General features: G+C 44.0%; 14 protein-coding genes and 2 riboswitches. Of the genes, 11 read left to right on the forward strand and 3 right to left on the reverse strand.

The features are described from left to right. Positions 1-165: 165 nt before the first annotated feature. Positions 166-501, reverse strand: coding sequence for a spore coat protein (locus tag UB32_RS03575; RefSeq protein ID WP_044391261.1), 336 nt, complete (start codon positions 499-501; stop codon positions 166-168). 24 nt (positions 502-525) lie between these two features. Beyond that, complete coding sequence (locus tag UB32_RS03580; protein WP_044391262.1) at positions 526-810, reverse strand: hypothetical protein; 285 nt, start codon at positions 808-810, stop codon at positions 526-528. Positions 811-1,028: 218 nt separating this feature from the next. Here UB32_RS03580 and UB32_RS03585 point away from each other — a divergent pair, with 218 nt between their 5' ends. Further along, on the forward strand, positions 1,029-1,946 hold the full coding sequence (locus tag UB32_RS03585; RefSeq protein ID WP_044391263.1) for a proline dehydrogenase family protein: 918 nt from the start codon (positions 1,029-1,031) through the stop codon (positions 1,944-1,946). Positions 1,947-1,979: 33 nt separating this feature from the next. On the opposite strand, the gene UB32_RS19270 is transcribed toward UB32_RS03585, so the two are convergent. Beyond that, positions 1,980-2,111, reverse strand: coding sequence for a YuzL family protein (locus UB32_RS19270; protein WP_084221708.1), 132 nt, complete (start codon positions 2,109-2,111; stop codon positions 1,980-1,982). Positions 2,112-2,340: 229 nt separating this feature from the next. On the opposite strand from UB32_RS19270, the gene UB32_RS03590 reads away from it, so the two are divergent. The 10 genes from UB32_RS03590 (at position 2,341) to UB32_RS03635 (ending at position 13,343) form a co-directional block, all read left to right on the forward strand. Further along, positions 2,341-4,722, forward strand: coding sequence for a 3-hydroxyacyl-CoA dehydrogenase/enoyl-CoA hydratase family protein (locus tag UB32_RS03590; RefSeq protein ID WP_044391328.1), 2,382 nt, complete (start codon positions 2,341-2,343; stop codon positions 4,720-4,722). 42 nt (positions 4,723-4,764) lie between these two features. Then, entirely contained in the window at positions 4,765-5,940 is a 1,176-nt protein-coding gene (locus UB32_RS03595; RefSeq protein ID WP_044391265.1) for an acetyl-CoA C-acetyltransferase, read from the forward strand. 57 nt (positions 5,941-5,997) lie between these two features. Then, positions 5,998-7,782: an acyl-CoA dehydrogenase family protein gene (locus UB32_RS03600; protein WP_044391266.1), complete on the forward strand. Its 1,785-nt coding sequence runs from the start codon at positions 5,998-6,000 to the stop codon at positions 7,780-7,782. A 195-nt stretch (positions 7,783-7,977) separates the two neighbouring features. Next, the gene (locus UB32_RS03605; protein ID WP_044391267.1) at positions 7,978-8,334 is read left to right on the forward strand and encodes an arsenate reductase family protein; all 357 of its coding nucleotides are present in this window, start codon (positions 7,978-7,980) and stop codon (positions 8,332-8,334) included. Between the two features lie 53 nt (positions 8,335-8,387). Beyond that, positions 8,388-8,768, forward strand: coding sequence for a glycine cleavage system protein GcvH (gene gcvH / locus UB32_RS03610; RefSeq protein ID WP_044391269.1), 381 nt, complete (start codon positions 8,388-8,390; stop codon positions 8,766-8,768). 145 nt (positions 8,769-8,913) lie between these two features. Then, on the forward strand, positions 8,914-9,264 hold the full coding sequence (locus tag UB32_RS03615) for a toprim domain-containing protein (protein WP_044391271.1): 351 nt from the start codon (positions 8,914-8,916) through the stop codon (positions 9,262-9,264). Positions 9,265-9,271: 7 nt separating this feature from the next. Continuing rightward, a complete protein-coding gene (locus UB32_RS03620) occupies positions 9,272-9,583 on the forward strand; it encodes a thioredoxin family protein (protein WP_044391273.1) in 312 nt (103 codons plus the stop codon). A gap of 187 nt (positions 9,584-9,770) precedes the next feature. Next, positions 9,771-9,874: riboswitch (SAM riboswitch) on the forward strand. 80 nt (positions 9,875-9,954) lie between these two features. Next, complete coding sequence (locus UB32_RS03625; RefSeq protein WP_044391330.1) at positions 9,955-11,271, forward strand: O-acetylhomoserine aminocarboxypropyltransferase/cysteine synthase family protein; 1,317 nt, start codon at positions 9,955-9,957, stop codon at positions 11,269-11,271. A 113-nt stretch (positions 11,272-11,384) separates the two neighbouring features. After that, a riboswitch (SAM riboswitch) is annotated at positions 11,385-11,499 on the forward strand. A 157-nt stretch (positions 11,500-11,656) separates the two neighbouring features. Continuing rightward, positions 11,657-12,682: a methionine ABC transporter ATP-binding protein gene (locus tag UB32_RS03630; protein WP_044391275.1), complete on the forward strand. Its 1,026-nt coding sequence runs from the start codon at positions 11,657-11,659 to the stop codon at positions 12,680-12,682. Further along, positions 12,675-13,343, forward strand: coding sequence for a methionine ABC transporter permease (locus tag UB32_RS03635; protein WP_044391277.1), 669 nt, complete (start codon positions 12,675-12,677; stop codon positions 13,341-13,343). The genes UB32_RS03630 and UB32_RS03635 overlap by 8 nt, the downstream gene beginning before the upstream one ends. Positions 13,344-13,351 lie beyond the last annotated feature (8 nt).

The following is a 13,351-nucleotide window of genomic DNA, read 5'->3' on the forward strand; positions in this document are numbered from 1 at the left end:
GCATAAGGGTATCTTTCGGCATTTGGATGCAGTTTAGATACTAGTTCCAGTTTTTTTCTTTTGTATAAAGAATAGTGTCTTCCGTTCCAATCAATAGTCCCGATTATCATCCAAACCCAAAAAAAGACCGGGCGAAGTTTGCCCGGTTTTTCTCAACAATTACAATTATTGCAGCTGCTGCCCGCTATATGGGAATTGATTAGTATATCCCTGGAACTGCTGGTGGGATTGCTGCAACTTTTGAGCTTCGGCTGCTTCTACTCCATACCAGCCTTTTTTAAACATCAGATTATACAGGCTCCGCTGTGCGTTAGATGTTTCCGTGTAAATTGCGAGAATATCCTGATAAAGTTGGTCGTGGCTCAATTCTTTAAGAGCGGTATCATAGCCCTGAGTCATGTACTTTTCCGTTGTTAACATATCATTGATGAAATCGCGGTCATTCATCTGCGGTGTCTTCTGAACTTTTGTTTCCGGATTTTGGATTTTCTGTTCGTTCATGCGTTTTTTCCTCCTGTCTCCATTTTACTGCCTTCCAGGCACTTGAGGATTCATCTGGTTTTGCGGGCTGTTCAGGTGCGTAAGGATTTTCTCGTAATGCTTTTGGTGCATTCGCCCGCAATTTTCGATTTCCATTTTCAGCTCCTGATCCTGGCATTGCTGTGCAAAAAAATGTGCTTTTTTCATGGCTAGTAAATTCCAAGACAGCATATCTGTTAAGTAGAGAGAATCCTTTGTCGATACAACGGATGGCGGCGTTTGCAGGATTCCTTGCTGCTGGCTTTGAAAATTCATGTTTTGCTGCTGCATAGTAGAACCTCCTGTTTTCTAATCATTCCTACGAATAGTAGCGTTCCCGAGGCGAAAAAAAATATGCAATACAGGATTTATCAAAAAGAACATTCTCCTACAAAAGTCATATTCAAAATGATAAAAAAATGATAAAATGATTTTGCAAAATCGATAGAGATAGAGCAATTTTTTTACCACGTGTTGTAATCGTTTTCATTTAGGGGAGGAAAAAAGCTATGGAACAATTAATGAGGAATTTCTTTCTTTTTTTATCAAAAAATAAATTTTTCACGAAGATGGCAAAACAATATGGCCTGCGGCTAGGGGCAAAACGCTTTGTTTCAGGAGAGACAATCGATCAGGCTGTGACAGTCATCAAAGAGCTAAATGCAAAGAAGCTTGCGGCGACTGTCGATTATCTCGGTGAATTTGTGGACAGTGAACAAGAAGCCAACGAGAGAGCGGAAAGTTCAATCGCTACGATCAACGCAATTGGCCGGGAAAAACTAAATGCTCAGATGAGTGTCAAAATGACTTCTCTCGGTTTTGATATCTCTGAGGCAGTTCTCATGAACAATATGCGCCGAATCATGGATGCTGCCCAAAAAAACAATGTGTTTGTCACCATCGATATGGAAGACTACGAACGCTGCCAGAGGACGCTGGAGATTTTCAAGCAGCTGAAAACAGAATACGATAATATCGGAACCGTCATTCAGGCTTATCTATACCGGACGGAAAAAGATATCGAAGATTTGAATCCATACTCTCCAAATCTCCGTCTGGTGAAGGGAGCTTACAAAGAGTCACCGGAAGTAGCGTTCCCTGATAAAAAGGATGTCGATGAGAACTTTAAGAAAATCATTAAGATGCATCTGCTGAATGGAAATTATACAGCAGTTGCCTCACATGATGACAATATCATCAACTTCACAAAGGAATTCGCCAAGGCAAACAATATTCCGAAAAGCCAATTTGAATTTCAGATGCTGTTTGGAATCATGCCGGAAAGACAGCTCCAGCTTGCAGAAGAGGGCTATACGATGCGTGTGTATGTGCCTTTTGGAACGGACTGGTATGGCTATTTTATGCGCCGCCTCGCAGAACGCCCGGCAAACGTAGCCTTTGTTTTAAAAGGAATGCTCAAAAAGTAACCTTCAGGCTGACATGTGTCAGCCTGTTTTTCTTTATTTTTTGTATTGACTATTCTGGCTGTTTTGCTTTCTTTCGCCGCCCTGACTCATGGATGGTCCAGCGTTTCCTTTTACACTGGCAGCGCTGACTCCCGCTTTTGATGGATTCTTTTTCAATCTTGCCATGATGATCTCCCCCTGGTTAAAGAATTATTTATAGGGTACCCAAATCTTTCAAAATAACCAGGAGCACGAAAGTTTCAAAAAATTTTATTTTTTCCGCACCTTATTATTGCGCAAATTTTTTAAATATTTTATAGTAGTAAGTAACAGAACACATTTACATGCATATTTTTTTTGATGCAAAAATGAATGAGTATTCATTCAAAAAGAGTCAAAGGGGGAGACAAATGTGATGCGACAAATTCAAAAGGCAGCGGTGCTTGGTTCAGGTGTCATGGGATCAGGAATTGCCGCACATCTGGCAAATATCGGTATTCCGACATTGCTGCTGGATATTGTACCTCGGGAATTAACAGAACAGGAAAAAGCAAAAGGCCTGACACTTGATGATAAGCAGGTGCGCAACCGAATCAGTGCAGGCGCGCTGCAGAAGTTATTGAAGCAAAAACCGGCACCTCTGACCTCCAAAAAGAACCTTGCACTGATCGAAGCTGGCAACTTCGAAGACGATATGGAAAAACTCAAGGATGTTGACTGGGTGATTGAAGTTGTCGTTGAAAACCTTGAAATTAAAAAGAAAGTTTTTACAGATGTAGATCAATACCGCAAGCAGGGAAGCATCATCAGCTCCAACACCTCGGGAATTTCCGTCGAGGCAATGGCAGAGGGACGTTCTGAGGATTTCAGGAAGCATTTCCTGGGCACACATTTCTTCAACCCGCCGCGCTACCTGAAGCTGCTTGAAGTAATCCCAACGAAAGATACAGACCCGGAAGTCCTTGCGTTTATGAAGCAATTCGGGGAAGACAGACTTGGTAAAGGCGTTGTTGAAGCGAAGGATACCCCAAACTTTATTGCTAATAGAATTGGCACTTATGGATTGCTGGTAACAGTTAGAGAAATGGGAAAAGGCGGCTACAGTGTTGGTGAAGTTGACTCTGTTACTGGTCCAATGATTGGACGCCCTAAAAGTGCAACCTTCCGTACATTAGATGTGGTTGGACTCGATACATTCGCACATGTTGCAAAAAACGTTTATGACCAGGTGGAAGGGGAAGAAAAGGAAGTTTTCGAAGTTCCTGAATTTATGAAGAAGATGCTCGAGAACGGCTGGCTTGGCAGCAAATCAGGGCAGGGCTTTTTCTTAAAGCAGGGCAAGGAAATCCTTGAACTTGACCCACAGACATTGGAATATGGGCCGCGCAAGAAATTAAAAACAGCGTCTACTGAAACGGCCAAACAAGAAAAAGGGCTTGCCAATAAAATGAAAGCGCTTGTTTATGCAAAAGACAGAGCTGGCGAGCTTTTATGGAATATTTTCAGCCCAGTACTGATCTACTCTGCAGACTTATTGGGCACGATTGCTGACGATATTGTTGCGGTAGACCGTGCAATGAAATGGGGCTTTGGCTGGGAAATGGGGCCTTTTGAAGCATGGGATGCACTTGGCGTGGAAAAAGCAATCAGCAAGATGGAAGCAGAAGGCAAGGCCGTCCCTGCATGGGTAAAAGAAATGGTCGAAAAAGGCTTCCCTTCTTTCTACAAAGAAGAAGATGGCAAGCTGAACTATTACCATAATGGGGAGTATGTAGCTGTAGAAGAGAATGCAAAGGTCATCAACCTTAAACTTTTAAAGAAACAAAGAGGTGTCATTAAAAAGAATGGCGGAGCCAGCCTGATCGACCTTGGAGACGGGATCGCACTGCTCGAGTTCCACTCACACAGCAACGCAATCGGACCTGACATCCTCCAGATGATCCATTTCGCGATTGACGAAGTAGAAAAAAACTACAAAGGTCTGGTGATCGGCAATCAGGGCAAGAACTTCTCCGTTGGTGCGAACCTGGCGATGATTTTGATGGAAGCGCAGGATGATAACATTTGGGATCTTGAAATGGTCGTTCGCCAATTTCAGCAGACGACGATGAGAATCAAATATAGCTCCAAACCAATTGTTGTTGCTCCATTTGGAATGACACTTGGCGGCGGTGCTGAAATGTGCTTGCCGGCAGCCCATATCCAGGCATCAATGGAAACGTATATGGGACTTGTTGAAGCTGGCGTAGGTCTCATCCCAGGCGGAGGCGGAAATAAGGAATTATACATCAAGCACCTTCAAGGCCTGCCAAATGGTGTTGATTTTGACCTGCAGAAGGTAGCCAATAAAGTATTCGAAACAATTGCGCTGGCGAAAGTGTCTACTTCAGGAGAGGAAGCTCGTGAAAATAACTTCCTGAATGAAGCGGATGGCATCAGTGTCAACAGGGATCATCTGCTATATGATGCAAAACAAGCTGCATTGAATTTATACGAAAGAGGGTATCGAGCACCGGTTAGAAAGAAAGTGCCAGTAACAGGCGAGCCGGGGTATGCAACCTTATTGCTAGGTGCTCAAACGATGCACCTGTCAGGTTATATTTCTGAGTATGACCTGAAAATCGCCAAGAAACTTGCTTATGTTATTTCCGGTGGCAAAGTGCCATATGGAACAGAGGTAGATGAGCAATATTTGCTTGATCTGGAAAGAGAAGCGTTTCTGAGCCTTGTAGCTGAACCAAAATCACAGCAGCGCATGCAGCATATGCTCGTAAAAGGAAAACCATTGCGCAATTAATAGATGGTCAGTTTTACCATCCGAGGAAAGAGAGGGAATGAGATGAGAGAAGCGGTAATTGTAGCCGGAGCCCGAACACCGGTTGGAAAAGCAAAAAAGGGAACGCTTGCTAATGTCCGGCCCGATGATCTAGGAGCTCTTGTAGTAAGAGAAACCCTAAAAAGAGCGGGCAATTATGAAGGAAATATTGATGATTTAATCATCGGCTGTGCAATGCCAGAAGCAGAGCAGGGTTTGAATATGGCACGAAATATTGGTGCACTTGCTGGTCTGTCCTATGAGGTCCCGGCGATTACCATCAACCGTTATTGTTCTTCTGGACTTCAGGCAATTGCAAATGCATCCGAGCGCATCATGCTTGGCCATGCAGACACGATCATTGCCGGCGGTGCGGAATCAATGAGCATGGTACCGATGATGGGCCATGTCGTTCGCCCGAATTCGAAATTGGCTGAAACAGCCCCACAGTACTATATGGGAATGGGCCATACTGCCGAGGAAGTAGCCAAGAAGTACGGAATTTCTCGTGAAGAGCAGGATGCTTTTGCGGTACGAAGCCATCAGCGCGCGGCAAAGGCTATTCAAGAAGGAAAATTCGAAGAAGAAATCGTTCCGGTTGAGGTAACCCATCGTACAGTTGGGAAAGACAATAAGCTTGTCGAAAAAACCTTTCAATTCAAACAGGATGAAGGCGTGCGTCCGGATACGAACATGGAAACGCTCGCAAAATTGCGCCCGGCCTTTCATATTAACGGTACAGTAACTGCAGGAAACTCTTCACAGACTAGTGACGGAGCAGCGGCTGTCATGGTGATGGATCGTGAAAAGGCGGAATCACTTGGATTAAAGCCACTCGCTAAATTCCGTTCGTTCGCGCTTGGCGGGGTACCACCTGAAATCATGGGCATCGGCCCTATCGTAGCCATTCCAAAAGCATTGAAGCTTGCTGGACTGCAGGTCTCTGACATTGGTGTATTCGAACTGAACGAAGCATTCGCTTCCCAGTCGATCCAGGTTATCCGTGAGCTAAGCCTCGATGAAGAGAAAGTCAATGTTAACGGCGGAGCAATCGCTCTCGGCCACCCGCTCGGAACGACAGGTGCGAAGCTTACTTTAACCGTAATCCATGAAATGAAACGCAGAAAGGAGCAATTCGGCGTCGTGACGATGTGTATCGGCGGCGGCATGGGGGCAGCTGGAGTATTTGAACTATTGTAAACGAAATAATCCGGAGGGGTTCCATTCCCTCTAAAAAATAGATAGGAGGAATTAGCAATGAGCAATCAAACAGAAAACCTTGTAAAAGGCGGAAGCTTCTTAATCGAAGAGGTGTCATATGATCATGTTTTCACTCCAGAGGATTTCACAGATGAGCATAAAATGATTGCAAAAACAACGGAGGATTTCGTCACTAATGAAGTATTGCCTCAAGTGGAATACATTGAGCAGCACGAATTCGACCGCACGGTAAAATTATTAAAAGAAGCGGGAGAACTGGGCCTTTTAGGAGCAGACGTTCCTGAAGAGTATGGCGGCCTGAGCCTTGATAAAATCAGCTCCGCTTTGATTGCTGAGAAAATGGCTGTAGCAGGAGGATTCTCCATTTCTCATGGGGCACATGTTGGAATTGGTTCACTGCCAATCGTGCTTTTCGGAAAGGAAGAGCAGAAGCAAAAATACCTGCCAGAACTTGCGACCGGTGAGAAGTTGGCAGCATACGCCCTTACTGAGCCGGGATCAGGATCGGACGCTTTAGGGGCAAAGACTACGGCAAAGCTAAATGCTGAAGGAACTCATTATGTGCTGAATGGCGAAAAGCAATGGATCACAAATGCTGGTTTTGCAGATGTCTTCATTGTCTATGCAAAAATCGACGGCGAGCAATTCACCGCCTTCATTGTGGAAAGAGAATACCCTGGAGTGTCAGTAGGTGCTGAAGAAAAGAAAATGGGTATTAAAAGTTCCTCTACACGCACCTTGATTTTAGAGGATGCACAAGTACCTGTAGAAAATGTCCTTGGAGAACCAGGAAAAGGCCATCTGATAGCCTTCAATATCCTAAACATTGGACGGTATAAGTTAGGAGTCGGCGCAACTGGCGGTGCGAAGCATGCATTCGGGCTAACGGTAAAATACGCAAACCAGCGCCAGCAGTTCAAGACACCGATCTCCCAATTCAATTTGACAAAAGAAAAGCTTGCGACAATGGCTTCGAAAATCTATGCAACCGAAAGCTCTGTCTATCGTACAGTAGGCTTGTTCGAAGAAAGAATGAACCAGTTGTCTGAAGAAGAAATCAACAATGGGAAAGCGGTTGCTGACTCCATCGCAGAGTACGCAATTGAATGCTCAATGAACAAAGTCTTCGCAACAGAAACGCTTGACTATGTTGTAGATGAAGGCGTTCAGATTCACGGTGGATACGGCTTCATGCAAGAGTATGAAATCGAAAGAGCTTATCGTGATTCAAGGATTAACCGCATTTTTGAAGGTACAAATGAAATCAACCGCCTGCTGGTACCGGGAACATTCCTGCGCAAGGCAATGAAGGGCGAGCTTCCACTATTGCAAAAAGCCCAACAGCTTCAGGATGAGCTGATGATGCTAATGCCTGAAGAGCCAGGAGAGGAGCCATTGGCACAGGAGAAATACCTGGTGAAAAATGCGAAGAAAATTGGCTTGTTGGCAACTGGATTGGCTGCACAAAAGTTTGGCAAAGCGTTGGAGAAAGAACAGGAGATTCTCGTCAATATTGCGGATATCATTTCGAATGCTTATTCGATGGAATCTGCAGTGCTTCGTACAGAAAAGGCCATCGCTAAGGATGGAGTGGAGAAGAACAAACAAAAGCTTCTTTATACGCAAATTTTCTGTCAGGAAGCATTTAATGAAATTGAGCAGGATGCAAAGGAAACGCTTGTCGCAACAGAAGAAGGCGACACCCTTCGTATGCTGACTTCAGCATTGCGCAAGTTCACAAGACACACTCCAATCAATGTCATCGCAAAGAAGCGAGAAGCAGCAGAAAAGCTGATCACTGTCGAACGCTTTGTCGTATAACATTCGTACTTCCAACACTCCTCTCGATCTCGAGAGGAGTGTTTTGTTCAAATAGCAGGATTTTTGCAAACTTTGTTGAATTTATGAAAAGGATGTTAAATTCATGCGCTGAAAGATAGTATTGCACCTAGATTATATGTTACTATCCGTTTATAGGGTTTTCTTTATGGGATACTAGCAAGGGGTGGGGAAGTCTTGGGAAAAACATTTTATTGGTACCCTAAATGTAGTACATGCAGGAATGCGAAGAAATGGCTGGACCAGCATGAAGTGGCCTATAACGAAGTACATATAGTTGAAAATCCGCCACCTCAGTCGCAGCTGGAAGAAATGCTTGCAAAAAGCGGTCTCGAGATCAAGAAATTTTTTAACAGTAGCGGCCAAAAATACCGCGAGCTCGGGATGAAAGACAAACTCAAGACAGCATCCAAAAACGAACTGCTGGCGCTGCTGGCATCTGACGGTATGCTCATCAAACGCCCGCTCATGACAGATGGGGAAAAAGTGACCGTTGGTTTCAAAGAGGATGAGTATGAACAAGCGTGGCTGTAATTTTGGTCCCATCGATATTAATCGATAGAGATATACAATTGGAGGGATAGTCAATGAGTACACCAAAAGATTTACGTTATTCTGCAGAACACGAGTGGGTAAAAGTTGAAGGAGAAAAGGCTCGCGTGGGCATTACCGATTTCGCTCAATCCGAGCTAGGGGACATCGTCTTCGTCGAACTTCCAGAAGTCGGCGACGAGATCACTGTTGACCAGCCATTTGGAAGCGTGGAATCAGTGAAAACCGTATCAGAGTTATATGCACCGGTAAGCGGCAAAGTGATTGAAATCAACGAAGAATTGAATGACAGCCCTGAGTTCGTTAACGAATCTCCATATGAAAAGGCATGGATGATTACAGTGGAACTGACAGACAGCAATGAAGTAGACAAGCTGATGACACCAGAACAATACGAAGAAATGATCAAAGAATAATGTATTGCCGACGCCTTGAGCATTCAAGGCGTTTTTTTTCAAAAAATAAGGATCTGCTGCTTAGACCAAATCTTTGCAATCTCAAGTGGAAACAGTAACAATAGTTGTAAAGTAATTATTTTCTGGTGCATAGGTGGTTATGGCGATGGACAAAAATCTTAAGGTGATCATAGTAGAAGGTTCGTCAGATAAAAAGAAAGTACAGACCGTACTGAAAGAACCAGTGGAAATTATTTGCACGAATGGCACAATCGGTGTTTCAAAGCTTGATGAACTGATAGATTCGCTGGTTGATAAGGATGTTTATATCCTTGTAGATGCTGATGCTTCAGGTGAAAAGCTAAGGAAGCAATTCAAAAGAGAGTTTCCTGAGGCAAACCATTTATACATTGACAGGATGTACCGGGAAGTGGCGACTGCACCAGAAAAACATCTTGCAACTGTTTTAATTGGAGCAAATATTGATGTGCATGCAGAGTACTTAGAAAAAGGATGACTCAAAAATGGAAGATTGGAACAAAACGGAAATCGAAACTTTTCTTGCAGAAAAGCACACAGGGTACCTATACTTTTACACCCCAATATGCGGTACTTGTCAGTTGGCAAGCAAAATGCTGACGGTGATCGAACAGCTGCTACCTGAACTCCGATCCGGAAAAGCAGATTTGAACTTCCTTCCTGAAATGGCTGAACGATTTGAAATAGAAAGTGTACCATGTTTGATTTTAATAAAAAACGGAGAGGTACAGGAGAAAATCTATGCCTTTCAATCCGTTCCTTATTTATTTGAAAAATTAACAGAATTGCAAGGCTGATGGCAAGGGACAAAATCCGGCATTCCAATTATGAAAACCGCCAAATGACCGTGGTTCTTTGGAGATATTTCTCGGGAAATGAAGAATTTTGCCGAATTAGCAAATTCATTCTGAAAAATGAAAATAGATTGACCTACATTTTCGATCGTGGTATCATCACTTTAACGCAATGAAAACAAACTGAATATTCTTATCCAGAGAGGCGGAGGGACTGGCCCGAAGAAGCCCGGCAACCGGTTGGTAAAACACGGTGCTAATTCCTGCAGAGTAAATACTCTGAAAAGATAAGGAGAGTTGATAAATGGCCCTCTTCTTAAGAAGAGGGCTTTTTGTATCACCTTTCCGAAAATTTTATGATTGGAGAGATGAAGATGGCAAATGAGCAAAAAAATTACAGAATCGAAACGATTGGTGTACACGGAGGACAGTCTCCAGATCCGGTAACGGGAGCTAGAGCTGTGCCGATTTATGCTAGTAATGCATTCCAGTTTGAAAACACAGATCATGCAGCTGATTTATTCGCACTCAAGGAGCCAGGCTATATTTATTCGCGAATTCATAACCCTACCGTCACGGCACTGGAGGAAAAGGTCGCCTTGTTGGAGGGGGGAGTTGGAGCCCTTGCCTTGTCAAGTGGTATGTCTGCAATTACGTTGGCGATTTTAAATATCGCCCATGCAGGGGATGAAATTGTCGCTGCTTCTAACCTGTACGGAGGGACTTACAATCTATTTGCCGTAACATTGCCGAAATATGGAATTACCGTTCACTTTGTGGATTCCGATGATCCTGGAAATTTCAGGAAGGCCATTACCCCAAAAACAAAGGCGGTCTACGCAGAAACAATTGGAAATCCAAGTCTTAGGGTATTGGATATAGAAGCTGTCGCGGAGATTGCGCATGAAGCTGGTGTTCCGCTGATCATCGATAATACTTTTGCGACGCCCTATTTATGCCGGCCGATTGAATATGGAGCAGACATTGTCATTCACTCAGCTACCAAGTGGCTTTTAGGCAATGGTACAGTTATGGGCGGAATCATTGTCGACGGTGGGAAATTCGATTGGAAATCCCCTAAGTTTCCTGGTTTCAATGAACCCGACTCTAGCTACCATGATATTGTTTATAGTGAAGCCATAGGAGCCGCCGCATATATTGTGAAAGCAAGGGTCCAGCTGCTTCGTGATCTTGGTCCGGCCATCAGCCCGCAGAGTGCCTTCCAATTGAATCTTGGAATCGAAACATTGCATGTCCGGATGAAAGAGCATGTTGCGAATACGCGGAAGATAGTAGACTATCTTGAGTCACATCCAGCCGTTACTTGGGTCACCTACCCTGGCCATGACTCTCACCCTGATAAGCATCTGGCAGATCGATACCTTCCAAAAGGTGCTGGGTCAGTGGTGATATTTGGAATAGAAGGTGGCCGAGAAGCAGGTGCGAAACTGATCAACGCCTTGACATTATGGTCCCATGTTGCCAATGTCGGCGACGCGAAGAGCTTGGTTATCCATCCTGCAAGCACTACCCATCAGCAGCTCGATTCAGACGGACTCAAAGCTGCGGGTGTTCCGGAAGATTTAATTCGTCTTTCTGTTGGCATTGAAAATAGTGATGATATTATCGCTGACCTCGAGCAGGCTATTGAAAAGGCAACGGGAGTACTTGGGATACCTGCAAGAGTATAATATCAAAGGACCATGAGAAAAAGAATTTTGAAATAATTTTATTGACACCCATTTTTGTTCCGTGCTACAATCACATTCGTAACTAAAATAGCTAGTAAAAATTTAATAGCATACTCTTATCAAGAGAGGTGGAGGGAAGTGCCCGTTGAAGCCCGGCAACCATCAGTAAGCTTGCTTATCTGAAATGGTGCCAATTCACTCAAAGCTGATTGCTTTGGCAGATGAGAGAAAGGATACCGCCTACGACTATGCCTTTCTGCTTATTTGCAGAAAGGCTTTTTCATGAATTTTTTGGTTGCTGAATGGGAAAATAGATTGATAACCTTCCTATTATACTAGGGTATTTTTCAGGTGGATAGAACGGTTGCGAAAGAGGGGGAGTCAATTGATTACGATAAAAAAAGCTAGAAAGATTTATCCTTCAAAAAAAGGCGAAGTCAAGGCGGTAGATGATGTTAATCTTGAAGTAAAAGAAGGCGAAATCTTCGGGGTCATTGGATATAGCGGCGCAGGAAAAAGTACCCTAATTCGTATGTTAAATGGGCTTGAAATTCCAACATCAGGATCTGTCATTGTTGCAGGCAGGGAAGTTTCCAAGATTAAGGGTGCAGAATTAAGAAAAGCAAGACAGGAAATCAGCATGATATTCCAGCATTTCAATCTCCTTTGGTCGAGGACGGTTGCAGATAATATTGCATTCCCTCTCGAAATTGCAGGAGTGCCGAAAGCTGAAAGGGACAAAAGGGTAAAAGAATTGATCTCGCTTGTCGGTCTTGATGGCCGGGGAGATGCTTATCCTTCGCAGTTAAGTGGCGGGCAAAAGCAGAGGGTCGGGATCGCCAGGGCGTTGGCGAATAATCCAAAGGTTCTTCTAGGGGACGAAGCGACTTCCGCACTTGACCCACAGACAACCGACCAAATTCTGGATCTTCTTGTCGATATCAATAAGCGGCTGGGGCTTACCATCGTCCTGATCACCCATGAAATGCATGTCATCCGCAAAATTTGTCACCGAGTAGCAGTCATGGAGGGCGGCAGAATCGTTGAGACAGGACATGTCTTGGATGTGTTTAAGAATCCGCAGCAGCCAATTACGAAAAGGTTTGTCCAACAAGTAACGGAACCAGAGGAAACAAAGGAAACGGTAGACCATTTACTCGACCGGTATCCGCATGGACGGGTGATCCAGCTGACATTCGTAGGCGAAGGGGTCGAGCAGCCGCTAATTACCAATTTGATCCGTAAATTCGAGATAACGGTTACGATTGTACAAGGAAAAATTTCCCAGACACAAAACGGGTCATATGGAATTTTGTTCATCCATCTTGATGGAGAAGAAGAAGAATTGGACAATGCAATTACATTTATCGGCCAGCATGAAGTCGGAGTGGAGGTGATTTCAAATGGCTGAAACTTTGTTTCCAAATGTTAACTGGGACCGCATGTGGGGAGCGACAGTTGATACACTATACATGAGTGCCATTTCTGTGGTCGCTACCTTCCTAATAGGAGCCATCCTCGGACTGCTGCTCTTTTTAACTGCTACAGATAATATATGGGGAAACAAACTGATTCATGTGGTGCTGAGCGCTGTGGTGAATATTTTTCGATCGATTCCATTTATTATTTTGATCGTCCTGCTCATTCCTTTTACGAAAATCATCGTCGGATCAATGATTGGCAAAAATGCTGCATTGCCAGCGTTAATTATCGGATCCGCGCCATTTTATGCTAGGATGGTTGAAATTGGTTTGCGTGAGATTGATAAGGGAGTTATTGAAGCTGCAAGATCCATGGGAGCTAAAACGACAACGATCATCTGGAAGGTTCTTCTTCCAGAATCAATGCCGGCCTTGGTTTCAGGCATTACAGTGACAGCGATCGCGCTTGTAAGTTACACGGCGATGGCAGGAGTCATCGGTGCGGGCGGTCTTGGAAATCTCGCCTATTTGGAAGGATTTCAGCGAGGTCGCAGCGATGTCACACTGATGGCAACCATCATCATCTTAATCATCGTATTTTTAATCCAGATTATCGGTGATTCCATCACAAGGAAATTAGATAAAAGATAAAAGGAGAG

The sequence above is a fragment of the Mesobacillus subterraneus genome (assembly GCF_000934845.1).
In the GTDB taxonomy this organism is placed as follows: domain Bacteria; phylum Bacillota; class Bacilli; order Bacillales; family Cytobacillaceae; genus Mesobacillus; species Mesobacillus stamsii.